At 68.2% G+C, this 18828-nt stretch carries 17 protein-coding genes; all 17 read right to left on the reverse strand.

Annotated elements, in window-relative coordinates:
* Positions 1-6: 6 nt before the first annotated feature.
* Positions 7-1590 (reverse strand): L-aspartate oxidase, encoded by a 1584-nt coding sequence (gene nadB, locus VFU06_03705; GenBank protein HEU5208495.1) that lies wholly within the window; start codon positions 1588-1590, stop codon positions 7-9.
* Complete coding sequence (locus tag VFU06_03710) at positions 1583-2662, reverse strand: tetraacyldisaccharide 4'-kinase (GenBank protein ID HEU5208496.1); 1080 nt, start codon at positions 2660-2662, stop codon at positions 1583-1585. Before VFU06_03710 ends, nadB begins: the two co-directional genes overlap by 8 nt.
* Complete coding sequence (locus tag VFU06_03715) at positions 2655-3317, reverse strand: lysophospholipid acyltransferase family protein (GenBank protein ID HEU5208497.1); 663 nt, start codon at positions 3315-3317, stop codon at positions 2655-2657. The genes VFU06_03710 and VFU06_03715 overlap by 8 nt, the downstream gene beginning before the upstream one ends.
* The gene (lpxB, locus tag VFU06_03720) at positions 3314-4447 is read right to left on the reverse strand and encodes a lipid-A-disaccharide synthase (protein HEU5208498.1); all 1134 of its coding nucleotides are present in this window, start codon (positions 4445-4447) and stop codon (positions 3314-3316) included. Before lpxB ends, VFU06_03715 begins: the two co-directional genes overlap by 4 nt.
* A gap of 7 nt (positions 4448-4454) precedes the next feature.
* Entirely contained in the window at positions 4455-4589 is a 135-nt protein-coding gene (locus VFU06_03725; GenBank protein ID HEU5208499.1) for a hypothetical protein, read from the reverse strand.
* On the reverse strand, positions 4564-5592 hold the full coding sequence (locus VFU06_03730) for a Gfo/Idh/MocA family oxidoreductase (GenBank protein ID HEU5208500.1): 1029 nt from the start codon (positions 5590-5592) through the stop codon (positions 4564-4566). The genes VFU06_03725 and VFU06_03730 overlap by 26 nt, the downstream gene beginning before the upstream one ends.
* Entirely contained in the window at positions 5589-6359 is a 771-nt protein-coding gene (gene lpxA, locus VFU06_03735; GenBank protein HEU5208501.1) for an acyl-ACP--UDP-N-acetylglucosamine O-acyltransferase, read from the reverse strand. The genes VFU06_03730 and lpxA overlap by 4 nt, the downstream gene beginning before the upstream one ends.
* A gap of 9 nt (positions 6360-6368) precedes the next feature.
* Complete coding sequence (lpxC, locus tag VFU06_03740; GenBank protein HEU5208502.1) at positions 6369-7658, reverse strand: UDP-3-O-acyl-N-acetylglucosamine deacetylase; 1290 nt, start codon at positions 7656-7658, stop codon at positions 6369-6371.
* Entirely contained in the window at positions 7655-8686 is a 1032-nt protein-coding gene (lpxD, locus tag VFU06_03745; protein HEU5208503.1) for a UDP-3-O-(3-hydroxymyristoyl)glucosamine N-acyltransferase, read from the reverse strand. Before lpxD ends, lpxC begins: the two co-directional genes overlap by 4 nt.
* 25 nt (positions 8687-8711) lie before the next feature.
* Positions 8712-9245 (reverse strand): OmpH family outer membrane protein, encoded by a 534-nt coding sequence (locus VFU06_03750; GenBank protein HEU5208504.1) that lies wholly within the window; start codon positions 9243-9245, stop codon positions 8712-8714.
* Between the two features lie 32 nt (positions 9246-9277).
* A complete protein-coding gene (bamA, locus tag VFU06_03755; GenBank protein HEU5208505.1) occupies positions 9278-11716 on the reverse strand; it encodes an outer membrane protein assembly factor BamA in 2439 nt (812 codons plus the stop codon).
* A gap of 17 nt (positions 11717-11733) precedes the next feature.
* The gene (locus VFU06_03760) at positions 11734-14217 is read right to left on the reverse strand and encodes an ATP-dependent Clp protease ATP-binding subunit (protein HEU5208506.1); all 2484 of its coding nucleotides are present in this window, start codon (positions 14215-14217) and stop codon (positions 11734-11736) included.
* A 36-nt stretch (positions 14218-14253) separates the two neighbouring features.
* Entirely contained in the window at positions 14254-15366 is a 1113-nt protein-coding gene (locus VFU06_03765; protein HEU5208507.1) for a protein arginine kinase, read from the reverse strand.
* Positions 15366-15851, reverse strand: coding sequence for a UvrB/UvrC motif-containing protein (locus tag VFU06_03770; GenBank protein HEU5208508.1), 486 nt, complete (start codon positions 15849-15851; stop codon positions 15366-15368). The genes VFU06_03765 and VFU06_03770 overlap by 1 nt, the downstream gene beginning before the upstream one ends.
* A 7-nt stretch (positions 15852-15858) precedes the next feature.
* A complete protein-coding gene (locus VFU06_03775; GenBank protein HEU5208509.1) occupies positions 15859-16578 on the reverse strand; it encodes an ABC transporter ATP-binding protein in 720 nt (239 codons plus the stop codon).
* Positions 16571-17812 (reverse strand): FtsX-like permease family protein, encoded by a 1242-nt coding sequence (locus VFU06_03780; protein HEU5208510.1) that lies wholly within the window; start codon positions 17810-17812, stop codon positions 16571-16573. Before VFU06_03780 ends, VFU06_03775 begins: the two co-directional genes overlap by 8 nt.
* A 5-nt stretch (positions 17813-17817) precedes the next feature.
* Positions 17818-18828, reverse strand: a 1011-nt coding sequence (lysS, locus tag VFU06_03785) for a lysine--tRNA ligase (GenBank protein HEU5208511.1), incomplete at its 5' end; no start/stop codon positions are given.

Raw genomic sequence — 18828 nt, forward strand, 5'->3', positions numbered from 1 at the left:
CGTCTCCTATGACCCTGCGCGTTCCAGAACGGTATCGCGGAGCTCCCGCTCGTTGTCCCGGTACGGGTAGTCAGTGTTGTGATGCAAACCCCTGCTCTCCCTGCGCAAGCGCGCCGACCGCACGACCAGCTCCGCGACCTCGAGGAGGTTGCGCGCCTCGAGGAACTCGGGGTCGCGCACGGAGCCGGCGTCCAGGCCGGCGCGCAGGGTGTCAAGGCGGCGAGCGGCTCGCCCCAGGCGCTCGTCGGTCCTGACCAGGCCGACGTCGTCCCAGAGCGACTGCCGGATGGACGCGCGCAGCGACTGCCACGCACCGCCCGGTGCCCGCCCCTCGGGCAGAGGCACCACCGGCTCACCACGGCCGCCCGTCACTCGCCCCGCCTGCGCCAGCGAAGCCGGCAGCGCCTGCGCTGCCCGGTGACTGTAAACGACCGCTTCCAGCAGAGAATTGGATGCTAGACGATTTGCCCCATGGACGCCAGTGCAGGCCACTTCGCCGGCCGCGAAGAGCCCGCGCAGCGACGTACGACCATCCGCATCCGTGCGGATGCCGCCGCATGCATAGTGCGCCGCGGGCACCACCGGTATCGGCTCCCGGCGGATATCGATTCCGCGCGCCGCGCACTCCTTCATGATGCCCGGGAAGCGTGCCTCGATTCGATCGCCCGCGATCGGCGAAAGGTCGAGCAGCGCGTGTGGCGCATCCGTCTCCTTCATCAACCTGTCGATCGCCCGTGCCACGATGTCGCGCGGGGCGAGCGAGCCGAGCGGATGCACCCCCTCCATCAGCGCCGCGCCCGAGGGGGTTCGCAGGATGGCGCCCTCGCCGCGCACCGCTTCCGAGATCAGGAAGGTGACGCCGTCGGGCGCGTCCAGCGCCGTCGGGTGGAACTGCATGAACTCGAGGTTGGCGACCTGGGCCCCGGCTCGGTACGCCATCGCAACGCCGTCACCTGTCGCGATGTCCGGGTTGGTCGTGTGCAGCCACGCCTGCCCCATCCCGCCGGTGGCGAGCAGCACGACCTGCGCGTCGTACCGGGTGAGCGTATCGGTATGGTGATCCAGCACGATCGCACCCGCACAGCGCGGCGGTGTGCCGCGCACCAGCAGGTCCACCGCGAGATGATCCTCGAGCAGCGTGATGCGCGGCTCGGCCGCGACGGCACCGAGCAGCGCGCGCTCGATCTCGCGGCCGGTGAGATCACCCGCGTGCAGAATGCGACGCACCGAGTGTCCGCCTTCGCGGCCGAGCGAGACCGTTTCCTGCTCCTGCGTGAAGCGCACGCCCCACTCGATGAGCTCCCGCACACGCGCGGGCCCCTCCTCGACCAGCATGCGCACGGCGCTCGTGTGACAGAGCCCCGCACCGGCGACGAAGGTGTCGCGCGCGTGCAGCTCGACCGAGTCGTCGTCGCTCCACACGGCCGCGATGCCACCCTGCGCGTAGTTCGTGCTCGACTGCGCCCGCTGTTTCTTGGTGACCAGCACCACGTCCCCGTGCTGCGCCGCCTTCAGGGCATAGCTGAGCCCGGCGATGCCACTGCCGATGACGAGCACGTCGCACGCCTCGTGGCGCATCCGATCAGGCATGCGACACCGGCAGTGTCGAGAGCAGGCGATCCAGCTCCTCTGCACCATCCGTCATGACGACGTCCTGCTCGAGCAGCCACACGTCGTCCGCATTCAGCAGGCCCTGCAGCTTCACCCAGTCCTTGGCAGTCGTGACAACCGGCCTGCCGGACGCGCGCTGCTCGATCGCTGCTGCGTCCGTGCGCGTGTATGCGTGATGGTCGCGGAACGTGAGCACGTCACCGATCTGCGCCCCCGCCGCGCGTGCGCCGGCCAGGAACAGCTCGGGCTGTGCAACCGCTGCGACGAGCAGCGCCGGGCGCTCCGGCGGACCGGCCGCGTCGCGTCCGGTACCTGCCCGCGGCTCTGCACGCGCTCGCTCCACCTGGCTGCGAGCGACGTCGGGCGCTGCACCTGTCGGCCGGGTCCACCGTTCGGGGGTCATGCGAGCGAGCCATACGGGCACACCGCCCGCGATGCGCTCCACGTCTGACCGCACGGGCGCAGGGTCCAGCGGCGTTCGGTATGTCACGATCACTGCCGTGGCGCGCTTCAGTGCCGATGGCGACTCGCGCCACGCACCGCGCGGCAGCAGCCGCGGCATCGACGTCCACGTTTCTGCCGCGACCAGCACCAGGTCGATGTCACGTGCAAGCCGCCGATGCTGGAACCCGTCGTCGAGGATCAGCACCGTGGCACCCTCATCCGCAGCTGCCCGCGCACTCGCGACGCGATCACGGCCGACGTGAACCGGCACATCCGGGTTCCACTGCCGGTGCAGCATCGGTTCGTCCTCGGCATAGCCGCCATGCAGGAGCGCCGGACTGTGGCCCAGCATCGCGAGCCGCGCGGCGAGGAACGCCGAGAACGGCGTCTTCCCTGCACCGCCGATCGCGATGTTGCCGACACTGATGACGGGGACCGGTGCGCGCTCGACGGCGCGCATGCCGCGCGTGAACGCTGCGTTACGCAGCGTGCTCACACCCCGGAACGCGAGCTCGGCGGGAACGAGCAGCGCGCTCAGCGCACGTCCCGCAGCCCCGGCCTGCTCGCGCCACATGCGCTCTACGAACGCGCCCGCCCGCTCACTCACGCGGCTCACCATGCACACCCAGCGCGCGCTCCGCGCGCTCGGTCAGTGCGTTCATCTCCGTCTCGATCTCGGCGCCCACCCGCTCGAGCTCTGCGTCGTCGGCGTCACGCGGGATGGTTCTCGGCTCACCATAGACGAGCCGCACGCGCGTGAACGGCTGCGGCACCAGGAATCGGTCCCAGCCGCCGAGCCACCAGGCACGGGTTGCCGCGGCTGCCGTCGGCAGCACGGGCACACCGCTCATCCGCGCAGCGAGCAGCGAGCCGGGCTTCAATTTCCGCCTCGGCCCGCGCGGGCCGTCCGGCGTCACCGCGAGCGACTGTCCGTCGCGCAGCACCCGCACCATGGAACGCAGGGCACCCGACCCACCGCGCGAGCTCGAGCCGCGCAGCACGGTGTATCCCCAGCGCTGCACCACCCGGGCAATGTACTCACCGTCCTTCGACTGGCTGATCAGGGTGGCGAGTCCTGCACCGCGCTGACGGAATGCGAACACGAGCAGGTGGCCGTGCCAGCACAGCCCGAGAAGCGGCTTGCCGTTGATGCGCAGTCCGTGCTCCGGCTCGTTCTCCGTCTCGAAGCGCACGCTCGCCATGAGCGAGCGGATCAGGGCATCGCCGGCAAAGCCGGCGAGCGCGTAGCGTGGCTCACTCATCGCTGCTCGATCAGCTCGCGGGCGAGTGCAGCGACCTGCGTCGCGGCATCCCCTGCACCGGGCGGCGGCTGCAGCGCCGTGCGCACCCTGGCGAGTCCCGCGAGCGTGCGCGTGCGGGTGGGGCCGTCGGCGAGCAGCGGCAGCAGCGCGTCCGCGAGTGCCGCGGGCGTCGCCTGGTCCTGGATGAACTCCGGGGCAAGGCGCTCACCCGCCACCAGGTTCACGAGTCCGACGTGCTCCACCTCGACGACGCGCCGCGCGATTGCATAGGACAGCGGGTGCATCCGGTACGCGATGACCATCGGCGTGCCGGCGACCGCCGCCTGCAGCGTGGTCGTTCCGGACTTGACGAGCGCGGCCGATGCATGCTGCAGCAGTGCCTGGTTGTCACGTGTGCGGGGCCAGGTCGCCGTGGCGTACAGCGGTGCGGGTACTGCGTCGCCCGCGGCGATCACCGGCTGCACATCCGGCCGCGCGGCGCGGACCCGCTCAGCGGCCGCTTCGAAGAGCGCGAGGTGGCGTCGCACCTCCTGCGCGCGTGAGCCGGGAAACAGGGCCAGGATCGGTCGCCCGGGATCGATGCCCAGCTGCGCGCACAGCGCAGCGCGTGCGGTCGCTTCGGCCCGTCGGTCGAGCAGCGGGTGGCCGACGAAGAGCGCACGCGTGCCCGCTGCCTCGAAGAGCTGCTGCTCGAATGGAAGGATGACCGCAAGTCGGTCGGACGTCTCGGCAAGCTGGCGCACCCGGCTGCTGTGCCACGCCCAGACCTGCGGCGCAATGTAGTACAGCACCGGGATGCCGCGCTCCTTCGCCATGCGTGCGAGTCGCATGTTGAAGCCGGGATAGTCGATGGGGATGACCAGGTCGGGCGGTCGGGCATCCAGCTCGCGACGCGTGTCGCGCAGCAGTCGCACGAAGAATGGCAGGTGACGCGCGACCTCGGCAAAGCCCATGACCGCGAGGTCGTCGACGTGCGCCCGCAGACTGACGCCGGCACCCTGCATGAGCGAGCCGCCGAAGCCGTACAGCTCTGCATCGGGCCATTGCTCGCGCAGTGCGCGGGCAACACCGGAACCATGCAGGTCGCCCGACGGCTCACCCGCCGAGATCAGGATGCGGGGTGCTGCCAAGGCGTGCTCAGGTGTAGCGGCTCAGGTACCAGATCATGTACAGCACGAGCAGAAATCCAAGCACGAGCTTCCACGTCTTCGGCCTCCCTTTCGGTCCGCCGAAGCCGTCCCGTCGCTCACGCCGTCTCTCGATCAGTGACATGGGTCCGCATCCGTTCTACGATGTCCAGTGCGACCGCGAGCGCGCGCCTTCCATCTTCGCCGCTCACCGCCACCGCCTCCTCCCCGCGCACCGCCGCCAGGAAGCTGGCCAGCTCGGGGCGCAGCGGCTCGACGCCGTCGCCCTCCAGCGGGATGCGCTCGACGATCTCGAGCAGTCCTGCGGCCATGGGCAGGCCACCACTGCTGCCGTCGTCCGTACCGGCCGCGAGCGCGGCCATGCGCGACTCGACGTCGATCCCGGGACGCAGCCGCAGAAACTCACCGGTACCCGCGGCAAGGTCCAGGCTGATGTAGCCGCTCCGCTGGAAGAAGCGGATCTTGCGCTCACGCTTGATCGACACGCGGCTCGCCGTCAGGTTGGCGACGCCGCCGCCCTCGAACTCGAGGCGCGCGTTCGCGATGTCCGGGCTGCGCGTCAGCACGGGCACACCTACCGCAGCGAGCGAGACGACCGGCCGCTTCATGATGCTGAGCACCAGGTCGAGGTCGTGGATCATCAGGTCGAGCACGACCGCGACGTCGGTGCCCCGTGGGTTGAACGGTGCGAGCCGGTGCGACTCGACGAACAGCGGGTCGTCGAGCCACGGCTCACACGCGCGTACCGCGCCGTTGAAGCGTTCGACATGCCCGATCTGCACGATCGCTTCCGCACCCGCTGCAGCCGCGAGGATCCGGTCCGCCGCATCGATCGAGGGCGCAATCGGCTTCTCGATCAGCACGTGCACACCCCGCGTCAGTGCCTCCAGCGCCGCACGCTCGTGCGCCTGCGTCGGGACCGCGATCACGCATGCGTCGACACGGTCGAGCAGCTCACCCGCATCCGCGAACGTCGGCACGCTCAGCTTCTCTCCTACCTCCGCGAGCCGCTCCGGATTGCTGTCGTGCACACCGACCAGGTCGCTTCCCTCCAGCTCGCGCAGGATGCGCGCGTGATGGAAGCCCAGCGCACCGACCCCGATGACCCCGGTGCGGACCGCGCTCATACCGCGATCCCGCGCCGACTCGTCTCGATGAAGCGGATCATCTGCCGCACCTCGTCGGTCTGCTCCACCTCGCCGCGGATCCGCTCGAGCGCCTGCGTCACGTTCAGCCTGGACTGGAAGAGCAGCCGGTGCGCCTGGCGGATCGGACGCAGTGCGCCGTTCTCGAAGCCGCGGCGGCGCAGCCCCACCGTGTTCAACCCGATGATGTGTATGGGATGACCGGACGCTTTCACGAATGGCGGAACGTCCTTGCGTACGGCCGAGGCGCCGCCGACCATCGCATGCGCGCCGATGCGCGCGAACTGATGGATCGCGGTGAGTCCGCCCACGATCGCCCAGTCGCTGATCTCGACATGGCCGCCCATCTGCACCGCGTTTGCGATGATCACGCGGTCGCCGATGATGCAGTCGTGCGCGACGTGTGCATACGCCATGATCAGGCAATCTTCGCCGACCTCGGTCCGCCCGTGCGCAGCCGTACCGCGGTTCACCGTCACGCACTCGCGAATCGTCGTACGATCGCCGACGACCACAGGCGCGACCTCACCCCCGAACTTCAGGTCCTGCGGATCCCCGCCGAGCACAGCACCGGCTGCCACGAAGCAGTCGCTGCCGAGATGCACGTCGCGCTCGAGCACGACGTGCGGCCCGAGTCGCGTGCCGTCACCGAGCCGGCAGCCCGGGCCGACGATGCTGTACGCACCGATCTCGACGTTTGCGCCCAGCTCCGCGCTGCCATCGATCAGTGCCGTCGGATGAATGGCCAACTCGTCCCCCTACCGATCGACGATGCGTGCCATCATCTCGGCCTCGACGGCGAGCTTGCCGTCCACGAACCCTTCGCCACGCATCTTGCACACGTGACGGCGCATGGACAGCACCTCGACCTCGAAGCGGATCTGGTCGCCCGGAGTGATGGGACGGCGCCACTTCACGTTGTCGAGGGACATGAAGTACACGATCTTCTCCTCGACGTCCGGGATCGACCCCATCATCAGCAGTCCGCCGACCTGCGCCATCGCCTCGATAATGAGGACGCCCGGCATCACCGGGTGCCCCGGGTAGTGCCCCTGGAAGAATGGCTCGTTGATCGTGACGTTCTTGATCCCGACGATGCGGCGCTCCGACTCGTACTCGATGATCCGGTCGACGAGCAGCATCGGGTAGCGGTGTGGCAGGTGCTGCATGATGCGGTTGATGTCCACGATGCCCTGCACCGCCGGGCTGCGACGCACCGACTCGGCGATCGCGCGCGCCAGCTCCAGGTTGCCGGCGTGACTCGGCCGGTCCGCGATCACGTGTGCGTGCAGCCGCCCGCCCAGCAGCGCCAGGTCGCCGATGATGTCACCCACCTTGTGGCGCACGAACTCGTCGTCCCAGCGCAGCTCGCCCTGCTCCAGCCCCTCGTCATTGAGCACGACGGCGTTATCGAGCGTGACACCCTGTGCAAGCCCGCGCGCACGCAGTGCTTCAGCCTCGTTCATGAAGCCGAACGTGCGGGCAGCGCTCAGCTCCGCGCGAAAGGCGTCGGGGCTCACGTCCCAGGAGCCGAACTGGCGGCGTATCAGCGGGTGGTCGAACTCGATGGTCGTCGAGATGCGCAGGTGCTCGGCCGGCAGCGCGGAGTAGCTCGGGCTGCCCCGCTCCCCGATGGACACCGGCGCGTTCAGCCGGATCACGTGGGGTGGCACGCCCTGCGCATTCAGCCCCGCCGTTTCGAGCGCCTCGAAGAACGGCTGGAAGCTGCCGTCGAGGATCGGGATCTCGGGGCCGTCGATCTCGATGATGATGTTGTCGATGCCGAGTGCGCTCACGGCCGCGAGCACGTGCTCGATGGTGTGCACGCGCACGTCGCCCTGGGCGAGCGTTGTGCCACGGTCGGTCGACGCCACGTGCTGGAGCCGCGCCTGCAGCTCCGGCCGGCCGTCCAGGTCCACACGCCGGAACCGTATGCCTGCGTTCGCCTCCGCCGGCAGAAATGTCAGGCGGGCGGTGCTGCCCGTGTGCAGGCCCACGCCCTCGAGTGTCGCTTCTCCGCCGATCGTCTGCTGCTCCGGCGCTGTCATTCGCTCCCCTGTTCCTTCCCGAAGATCGCGCGCTCCAGCGCGCGGATACGATCCATGAGGCGGGGAAGTCTGAAGAGCGCGGCCTGCGCGCGCAACGCCTCGCGGTGTGGGCGCGCGGGATAACCGCTGTAGGTCACACCCCCATCCAGGTCGCCGAACACGCCGGCCTGCGCGGCCACGGTTGCGCGATCCCCGATGGTCAGGTGCCCCGCCACGCCGGCCTGGCCGGCGAGCGTCACGCCCGCGCCGACCCGCGTGCTGCCGGAAATACCCACCTGTGCGATGATGATCGTGTGCGGCCCCACGCGAACGTTGTGACCGATGTGCACCAGGTTATCGATCTTCACGTCGTCGCCGATCTCGGTGTCGCCGATCGACCCGCGGTCGATCGTCACGTTCGCGCCGATCTCGACCTCCGCGCCGATCACGCACCCGCCGACCTGCGGCACCTTGCGGTGCGCGCTGCCGTCCCATGTATAGCCGAAGCCCTCGACGCCGAGGCGCGCACCACTGTGCACGATGCTGCGTGCGCCGATCCGCACCCCCGGATAGAGCGTGACGTGCGGATGCACGACGACGTCCTCGGCCAGCGAGCATCCCGCACCGACGTCGGTGTATGCGCCGATCCGCGTACGGTCACCGATCCGTGCACCCGCCCCGATCTGCGCGTACGCGCCGATCGACACGTCCGCGCCGAGCACGGCGTCCGGCGCGATCACTGCACTCGGGTGAACACCCGGCTCCGGTCGCTGCTCGGGATACAACCTGGGGAGGATCTGCGCCATCGCCCCCTGGGCGTTCCTCACCAGGATCGCCGGCACGGTGCCATCGAGCCGGTCCGCCAGCTTCTCCTCGACCAGGAGCGCGCCAGCGCGCGTCCCTGCGAGCTGCGGCGCGTAGCGGGGGTGGGACAGCAGAGACAGCTCTGCGGGACCGGCACGATCGAGGGGCGCGACGCCCGTCAGTTCCGGGTCGCCGCGCCCCTCCATTCGGCCGTCCACGAGTGCTGCGATTTCGCTCGCTCTCACGGCTCCTGTCGCTTGCAGTCTGTTGTTACTGGCCGGAGCCCTGCTGGCGCAGGCGAGCGAGCACCCGCTCGGTCATGTCCAGCGTGGTGTCGGCCGAGACGATCGCGTCCGTCGCCGCGTCGAACAGCATTGCGAAACCGCCCTCCTGGCGCACCGCACTGATCGCCTCCTCGATGCGCTGCATCACCGGAGCGAGCAGCTCGTTCTGCTTCTGGGCCGCGGTCTGCTGCACCTGGGCGGCACGCTGCTGCAGCCCCTGCGCCTTGGTCTGGAACTCCTGCTGGCGCTGTGTACGCGCCTGCTCGGAGAGACCCGCCGGCTCCTGGCCGAACTGCTGCTGCAAGGTGCGCAGCGAGTCCTCGAGGGCACGCAGCTGCTGTTCGAACGGCGCCAGCTCCGTGCGGATGCGCTGCTGCACGTCCTGCGTGCCGGGCGCGTCCTGGAGCAGCTTCTGCGTGTTGATGTAACCAACCCGCACCGGCTGCTGCTGTGCCGCCGCCGGTCCGGCCAGTGCGACGAATGCGAGCGCGGCGAACACCGCGCCGAGATGCTTCTTCATGATACGTCCTCTTTCCTCGTGCTCGCGTGAAATCAGAAGCCCTGACCGAACTTGAAGTGCAGCTGCCAGCCCGGGTTCGGCTTGTCGAAGCCGTATGCGTAGTCCAGGCCGATCGGGCCGAAGGGGGTGACCAGTGTCACGCCGACGCCGGCGCCGCGCGCCAGCTTCAGCACGTTGATCTCCTGCGGCTCGAAGAATACCCCGCCGGCATCGTAAAAGGTGCTGACCGAAATGTTGTCGTTGAGCCGCACTGCGTACTCTGCGCTCAGCCGCAGGAACGCGTTGCCCAGGCGGTCCGCGGTGGCGAAACGGCGGTCGTCGTTGTCGATCACGCCGATCGGCGTGACTTCCAGCTCGTCGTAGCCGCGCAGGTTGCGGCCGAACTGGACGCCGCCCATGTAGAACTTCTCGAACGGGAAGCGGCTCACGTCCCCGAAGATGGCGCCGCCTTCGGCGGTCAGCCCGAGGGTGAAGCGGATCGGGCTGCTGCCGGGCGAGTCGCCACCCAGCGTGCCCATCGGCACCCAGATCGAGCTGGAGCCGATGTAGCGCTGGAACTCGCCGTCACCACCCAGGATCCCGCCGTTCAGCTCCGCCGACACGTCCAGCCGCGTCCCGATCGTCGGGAACATCGGATGGTCGATCGTCGAGCGCTGCAGGCCGAGCGTGATGCCGCTCTGGATGCCCGGCGGCTGCGAGAAGATCGACTCCACGTCCTCCTCGTCGAACTGCTCGTACGAGGTGCGAGAGAGTGAGTACCCAACGATCAGCCGGCTGTAGCGCGGATCCGTGGGCAGCGGCAGCCCGAACCGGAGCGATGCGCCCGTCCGGCGGCGCCGCCCGTCGGGCAGGCTGATGAAGCGGTCGCGTGAGCTGAACACCGAGAGCGAGCCGCTCACGTTGGAGTCGAGCAGTGCCGGATCCGAGTAGCTCGCCTCGAAGTTGTTCGAGTAGCTGCCGAACTCCCAGCGCAGGTGCCCGCTCTTCGCCCGGCCGAACAGGTTCGGCTGGTCGTAGCCAAGGAAGCCGGCGATGCCGGAGGCTCCGCCGAGTGCCGTGCCGAAGTTGATCGAGCCCGTCTGCTTCTCGACCACCTCGAACGTGATGTCGACGTCGCCCGTCTCCTCGTCCGGCTCGATGCGCGGCGTCGGGATCGGCGTCTCGAAGAAGCCCAGCGCGCTGATCCGGCGGTAGCTCTGGATCAGCAGCTCCTCGCTGTACACGTCGCCCGGCACCAGCAGCAGCTGGTTGCGGATCACGTCCTCGTGCGTGTACGTGTTGCCCGCGATCGCCACGTTCCGGATGTACGCCGGCTGGAACTCGTTGATCTGCCACGCGACGCTGACCTGTGCCGGCGTGCTGTCGGTGGGCGGCATCCGCTCGATCACCGGCTCCACCTGCGCATACAGGTAGCCCGAGTTGTTGTAGAGCTGCTGGACGGACTGCGTCGCCTCCTGGAACGCGACCAGGTCGAACACCGAATCGTTCGAGCTGCCGCCGCCCAGGCCGATGATGCCGAGCAGCCCGCGCGAGCGGCCCGACTCGAAGTAGCGACGCAGATCCTCCGACGCGAAGCGACGGTTGCCACGCACGTCGAAGTCGGCGAGGCGGTACTGCGGCCCCTCATTCACCTCGATGATCAGCCGGCCCTTGCCCGTCTCCGGATCGACGACCAGCGAGTCGTTCTCGACGACGAAATCCAGGTACCCGCGCTGCCCGTAGAACGCGGGCAGCTTTTCGCGCAGGTCCTGCCGCAGCGTTTCCTCGTTCAGCGTTCCCTGGCGGAACCAGAGGAACCCCTCCGGCTTCGTGCCGAGCGCACCGGTGAGGTCGCCGTCGCTGAAGACCGTGTTGCCCTCGAACACGACGTCCGCGACCGCGACCCGTCCGCCCTCGCGCACATCGAAGATCAGCCGCGCCTGCTGCGACCCCTCGACCGGTACCAGGCGGTGCTCGATGCTGCGCAGCTGGATGCCCCGGTCGGCGAGCAGCGAGCGGACCATGGCTTCCGCTGCCGCTACGCGCGCCGGGCTGAACGGCACGCCCGACTGCAGTCCGACCGTATCGCGCACGGTCGAGGCACTCACGTTCTCGAGCCCCTCGAAGCTGATCGACGCGACCAGCGGGTGCTCGTCGACGTCGACGCGCATGGTGATCGGCGCCAGCGGATTGGTCGGATCGCCGACCAGGAACACCTGCACGTCGGCGAACTGTCCGGTCGCCCACAGCCGGTGCATGCCGCGCTGGATGTCGAGGTAGTCGATCGTGTCGCCCGGAGCCACCCCGAGGTCAGCGAGAAGCTGATCCTCCGCGACGCGCTCGTTGCCCCTGACATCGATCGCGCTGACCACCACGCGACCCTGCAGCGAGTCGGCAGGTTCCTGCGCGGCCAGAGGGCTGAGCGAGGGGAGGCCCGAAACGAGAAGGGCCGCCGCCAGCGCGGCGGCCCATGCTGGGAACTGGAGCTTCACTCGATGCACGGACCCGTTCAGGTTTTCGTCGAAAGGACCCGGAACTCGAGTCCGTCGCCCGCCGTGTTCACGTCCACCTCGAGCTCCTCGCCCGAGGGGAAGTCGCCAATCAGGATCTTCTCCGACAGCGGATCCTCGACATACCGCTGGATCGCGCGCCGCAGCGGACGGGCGCCGAACTTCTCGTCGTAGCCCTTGTCGACCAGGAAGTTGAGCGCACTCTCCGTCAGCGTCATGTGCAGCCCCTCCTCGACCAGCCGCGTGTGCACCTCCTTCAGCAGGATGTGCACGATCTCGCCGATCTGCTCCTTGGTCAGCGGGTGGAAGACGATGATGTCGTCCACGCGGTTCAGGAACTCCGGGTTGAACGCACGCTCGATCTCGTCGCGCACCTTGGTGCGCATCGTGTCGTACTGCGCCTCCGCCGTCGCGGTGTGGAAGCCGAGCGCACGGCCGCCCTTGGTGATGTCACGCGCGCCCAGGTTGGACGTCATGATCAGCACCGTGTTCTTGAAGTCGATCACCCGGCCGTAGTTGTCCGTCAGCCGGCCCTCGTCGAGGACCTGCAGCAGGATGTTGAACACGTCCGGATGCGCCTTCTCGACCTCGTCCAGCAGCACCACGGAATACGGACGGCGCCGCACGGCCTTGGTCAGCGTGCCGCTGTCCTCGTAGCCGACGTATCCCGGCGGTGCACCGATCAGGCGCGACACGGAGAACTTCTCCATGTACTCGCTCATGTCGACGCGGATCAGCGCGTCACGGTCGGCGAACAGGAACTCCGCGAGGGCACGCGCCAGCTCCGTCTTACCGACACCCGTCGGACCGCTGAAGATGAAGCTGCCGATCGGCCGCTGCGGGTCCTTGAGCCCCGCGCGGCTGCGCCGGATCGCGCGGCTGATCGCCTTGATCGCCTCGTCCTGGCCGATCACGCGCTGGTGCAGCTCCTCCTCCATGTTGACGAGGCGCTCCGTCTCGGCCTGCTTCAGGCGCGAAACCGGGATGCCCGTCCAGCGGCTCACGATGAAGCCGACATCCTCCTCGTCGATCGTGGGTCGGTGCGTCTTGCGCTCCTGCTCCCACTCGTCCTGCTTGCGACGGATCTCGCCCTGCAGATCGCGCTCCTCGTCGCGCAGCTCCGCCGCCTTCTCGAAGTCCTGGTCGCGGATCGCCTCGTCCTTGCGCTCCGCCAGCGCCTCCAGCTTCTCCTGCAGGTCGGCCACCTCCGGCGGCGGCACCTGCGTGGCCAGCCGGGCACGTGCGCCCGCCTCGTCGATCACGTCGATCGCCTTGTCCGGCAGGAAGCGGTCGGTGATGTAACGCTCCGACAGCCGCGCCGCCGAGATCAGCGTCTCGTCGGGGATCACGATCTTGTGGTGATCCTCGTAGTGCTTGCGCACACCCTTCAGGATCTCGATCGCCTCCTCCACGGAGGGCGGATCGATGATGATCGGCTGGAAACGACGCTCCAGCGCGCCATCCTTCTCGATGTACTTGCGGTACTCGTTCAGCGTGCTCGCCCCGACGCACTGCAGCTCGCCGCGCGCCAGTGCCGGCTTCAGCATGTTGGACGCGTCGATCGCGCCCTCGGCCGCGCCCGCGCCGACCAGCGTGTGCAGCTCGTCGATGAACAGGATCACGTTCTTGTTCTGAGCGATCTCGTTCATGATCGCCTTGAGCCGCTCCTCGAACTGGCCGCGGTACTTGGTCCCCGCGATCACGGCGGCCATGTCCAGCGCGAGGACGCGGTTGTCCTTGAGGCTGTCCGGGCAGTTCCCGCTCGCGATGAGCTGGGCGAGGCCCTCGACGATCGCCGTCTTGCCGACGCCCGGCTCACCGATCAGCACCGGGTTGTTCTTCTTCCGGCGCGACAGCACCTCCATCACGCGCTCGATTTCCTTCGCCCGGCCGATGGTCGGGTCGAGCTTGTTCTCGCGTGCCAGCTCCGTCAGGTCGCGGCAGAAGTGATCGAGCGCCGGCGTCTTGGACTTCTTCTCGCCCTTGGGCGTGCTCGTGCTGCCGCCGCCCGAGCCGCTGCCGCCCGATGGCTGCGACGGGTTCACGTCGCTGCCGAGCATCTTGAGCGTCTCGGCACGCGCGTCCTCGAGCGACACGCCGAGCGAGTTCAGCACCTGTGCGGCGATGCCCTTCTCCTCGCGCAGCAGGCCGAGCAGCAGGTGCTCGGTGCCGACGTAGGAGTGGTTCAGCTCGCGCGCCTCCGCCATCGCGTACTCGAGCACCTTCTTCGCACGCGACGTGTAGGGCAGCTCACCGAGCGCGATCGTTGCCTTCCCCTTGCGCACCGACTCCTCGATGCGCTCGTGGATCTGCTCCAGATCGACATTCAGGTTCATCAGCACCGCCGCGGCCATCCCCTCGCCCTCGCGAATGAGGCCGAGCAGGATGTGTTCGGTGCCCACGTAGTCGTGCTGCAGGCGGATGGCTTCCTCGCGCGCCATCGCCAGCACCTTACGGACCCGGTCGGTGAAGTTGTAATTCATCGTCGCCTCGTCGCCGGAGCCAACTCCGGCTGATTGCTACCGCCGATTCCCGCCTGCGGCTTCACCGCCGGTCGGGATACCGCCTTCGTCCTCGAGCGCCAGTCGTACATATGTGGCACGATGCAGGTCCGCCTCCGCGTCCGTCAGCGGATGACCTGCGGCCTGCTCGAGATGCGCGTGCTGCGCGTAAATCATGATCTTGTTGAGCGTGTATACACGGACCCCGCGAAGGAGGTTCATGCTCACGCCCAGCCGCACGCCGCTCAACAGGTTCATCACTTCCTCGAAGGAAAGTGAGCGCGCGTACCGCAACAGGCCATAGGCCCGCCAGATCTTGTCCTCGATGACCGCCGGGGCGTCACGCAGCAGCACGCTGCGCGCCTTCTCCTCGTATTGTATCACCTGGCCGACGATCTTCTGCAAGTGCTCGATCAGGTCTTCTTCGCTCTTGCCCAGTGTGGTCTGGTTCGAGAGCTGGAAGAAGTTCCCGACCACCTCCGACCCTTCGCCGTACAGGCCGCGGAACGTGAGGCCGAGCTGGTTGATCCCCTGCAGTACCTTGGTGATCTCCTTGGTCAGGACCAGTCCTGGCAGGTGGACCAGGATCGAGGCACGAAGACCCGTCCCCACGTTCGTGGGACAGCTCGTCAGGTAGCCGTACTCCTGGTGGTACGCGAAGGGGAGCAGTGCGCCCAGCTCCTCGTCCAGCTCGTCCAGCCTGTGGTACGCCCCCGTCAGATGCAGTCCCGAGGTGAGTACCTGCAGTCGCAGGTGATCCTCCTCGTTGACCATCAGCCCGAGCGTGTCGTTGGGCCCCAGGAACAGACCGGCGCCGTGCGCCGGTGCCGCGCCGTCCTCTCCAGCCAGCTCGCGGGAGATCAGGTGCCGCTCCAGCAGCACGCGCCGGGACAGGGGCGAGAGGGCCGCCACGTCCAGAGCGATCCCGCCCTTGAGCGCGCTCTTCTCCGTGGCCTGGCGGATCTGCTCGTAGATCTGGCGGCGCTCGGCGTCGCGCAGCTTCGGGCTGAACGGGTGCCCCTGCAGGTTGCGCGCGAGACGAACCCGCGTGGACAGCACGATGTCGCTGCTGGGGCCGCTCGCCTCGAGCCAGCCGAGGCCGAAATCCGAGAGGTTCGACAGATCCAGCATCAGCCGGCCCGCTCCAGGTTCCGGATCTGGTCGCGCAGCTGCGCCGCGCGCTCGAAGTCCTCCGACTGCACGGCGTGGTCCAGCTTCCGGCGCAGCCCGGCGAGCCGCTGTTCCTGCTGCGCATGCGTCGGGTCGGGCGGCAGGTAGACCTTGCCCACGTGCTGGGTTCCGCCATGCAGCCGGCGGAGCAGCCCCGACAGGTGCGGCTCGAACGTGACGTAGCACTGCGGACAGCCGAGGCGGCCCAGCTTCTTGAACTCGTCGAGCTTCATACCACAGAACGCGCAAGGCCCCGTAACCGTCGACTCGCCGCGGTTGACCTTGGCGAGGAAGTCCGTGAGCGGCAGCGGCGCATCGTCGTGCGGCGTGTCCAGCCCCTTCTCCGCGGCACACGATTCACACAGATGAAGCGACTTCATCTGGTTGTTCTCGATGTGCGTGAGGTGGAGCACCGCCTCGTTCTGTCCGCACTGTTCGCAGAGCATTGATTCCCTACTGCGACGAAACGTTGCTTCGAAGGTGACCCTCCTTGAGCAGGAGGATCCGGTCGGTCTGCTCGGCCAGCTCGCGGTTGTGCGTGGCCATGACGAGCGCGACCCCGGTCGTGCGGCGCAGCTCGAAGAACAGCGCATGGAGCTGCTCGCTCGTATGCGTGTCCAGGTTGCCGCTCGGCTCGTCCGCGATCAGTACCGCCGGCCGGTTCGCGAGTGCCCGCGCGACCGCAACCCGCTGCTGCTCGCCGCCACTGAGCTGCGAGGAGCGATGCGACGCCCGTTCCGCCAGGCCTACCGCGCTCAGCAGCTCCCGCGAACGCTCCGCCGCCTCCGGCTCCGACGTTCCGGCGATCAACTGCGGCATCATCACGTTTTCCAGCGCTGTGAACTCACGCAGCAGGTGATGGAACTGAAAGACGAAGCCGATGGACCGGTTGCGCACGGCGGCGAGCTCCCGGTCGGCCAGCTCGTCGACCGCCCGGCCGTCGACCAGGACCGTCCCGGCCGTGGGCCGGTCGAGGCAGCCGAGCAGGTGCAGCAGCGTCGATTTTCCCGCCCCCGAGGCGCCGATGATCGCGACCGCCTCGCCCGCCGAGACCTCGATGTCTACCCCGTCGAGAATGACGAGTTCGCTGCCATCCTCTTCGGTGTAACGCTTTACCAGGCCGCGACCTGCGAGTACCGCGCCGTTCCGGGCGAAGCCGTGCGCGTCAATCATGGCGGATCGCGTCGACCGGCTGCAGGCGCGAGGCGGTGCGCGCCGGATAGATCGTCGCGATCAGCGCGACCGCGATGCTGGCGACCAGGATCAGCACGACGTCGAGCGGGTCCAGCGCGACCGGCAGTCGATCGATGAAATACACGTCGCCGGGCAGCTCGATGAACTGGTAGCGGTCCAGCAGCCAGACCAGGAGGAACCCGCCGATCGAGCCCAGCAGCGTACCGATCAGCCCGATGGCAAGCCCCTGCAGCAGGAAGATGCGGAGCACCGCGCTGTCCGTGAGTCCCATGGATTTCAGGATCCCGATCTCCCGCGTCTTGTCGGTGACCACCATGATCAGGGTGCTCACGATATTGAACGCGGCAACCACCACGATCAGGAACAGGATGATCGCCATTGCCAGCTTCTCGAGCTTGAGAGCCGAGAAGAGCGAGGCGTTCAGTGTCATCCAGTTGTCGGTGTAGTACGGGAACCCGAGCTTCGTGAAGAGGGCGCCGGCCACGTCCTCCGCCTGCCAGGGATCCGTGATGTTCACCGCAATCCCCGAGACCGTGGCGGAATCGTAGTCGAGCAGCTCCTGGACGGGTGCCATTTCGGCGTACATGAAATTCAGGTCGTACTCGTACATCCCCGTCTGGAAGACGCCGGTCACCTCGAAATTCGCGAGCTCGGGCATCAGCTCGCCGAGGGGACCCGTCTTGATGTTCTCGAACGAGCCGACGGTCACGGTGTCCCCCGGCAGAACGCCGAGGCGCTGCGCAAGTCGGCTGCCGACGAGCACGCCGGGATAGCCGCTCTGCGTCGGACCCAGCGCGTAGGTGCCGTCGCGGAGCCCGCGCTCGATGTCCGTCAGCGGCTCCGGTGCTATCCCGGGCTTGATCCCGTACAGCGAGCCGGGTGTCGCCGTCTGGCCCAGCACACCGACCTGGGCGAGCACGAACGGCTCGGCACTCACGACGCCCTCGGTATCCAGCACCTCCGGCAGCACTTCCTGCCAGCCGCTCAGGCGGAAGCCCTGCCCCTGCTCGAACACGTAGACGTGCGGGTTGCTGCCGAGGATCTTCTCCTGCAGGTCGCGCTGCAGTCCCGTCATCACCGCAATGACGCAGATCAGCGCCATCACGCCCAGGGTGACGCCACCGACCGCGATCAGCGTGATGAGGGAGACGAAGCGGCCCTTGCGACGGCTCGCCAGGTAGCGCCGGGCGACGTACCACTCGAGGTTGCGCACGATCGCTATTCCGGCCGCATGGTCGGAAACAGGATCACGTCCCGGATCGACGCCTGGTCCGTCAGCAGCATCGTCAGACGATCGATGCCGATGCCGACGCCACCGGTGGGCGGCATCCCGTACTCCAGCGCACGCAGGTAGTCCTCGTCGAGCTGTTGCGCTTCCTCGTCGCCGCGCGCACGCAGTGCGACCTGTGCCTCGAAGCGCTCGCGCTGATCGAACGGATCGTTCAGCTCGCTGAACGCGTTGGCGATCTCACGACCCGCGATCATCAGCTCGAAACGTTCGACGAGCTGGGGATCCCCGCGCTTCGGCTTGGCCAGTGGCGACAGCTCGCGCGGGTAGTCCGTGATGAACACGGGGTCGTGCAGGTGCTCCTCGACCAGCTCGCCGAACAGCTCGTCCAGCAGCTTGCCGCGCCCCATTGTGTCCACGTCCTCGACGCCGAGCGAGCGCGCCTTCGCCGCGAGCTCGTCATCCGACATGGCGGCCGCGTCCAGGCCGCCATGGACCCGCAGCGCCTCCAGGAACGGCAGCCGCCGGTAGGGCGGCGTGAAGTCGATCGTGCGGCCCTGGAACGTGACCGTCCGCTCACCGCCGTACAGCTCGTCGACCACGCTCACCAGCATCTGCTCGACCAGGTCCATCATGTCGCCGTAGTCGGCGAACGCCTGGTACAGCTCGAGCATGGTGAACTCGGGGTTGTGCGTGCGGTCGATCCCCTCGTTCCTGAAGTCCTTGCCTATCTCGTACACGCGCTCCAGGCCCCCGACGATCAGCCGCTTCAGGTACAGCTCGTCCGCGATGCGCAGGTACAGCGGCATGTCGAGCGCGTTGTGATGGGTCGTGAAGGGCCGGGCCGACGCGCCGCCGTAGAGCGGCTGCAGGATCGGCGTCTCGACCTCGATGTAGCCGCGTCCGTCCAGGAAGCGCCGGATCGCCGTGACGATGCGGGTGCGCGCCAGGAAGACGCGGCGTACGTCGGGGTGCACGGCGAGGTCGGCGTAGCGCTGGCG

Source organism: Longimicrobiales bacterium, assembly GCA_035764935.1.
Lineage (GTDB): Bacteria > Gemmatimonadota > Gemmatimonadetes > Longimicrobiales > RSA9 > DASTYK01.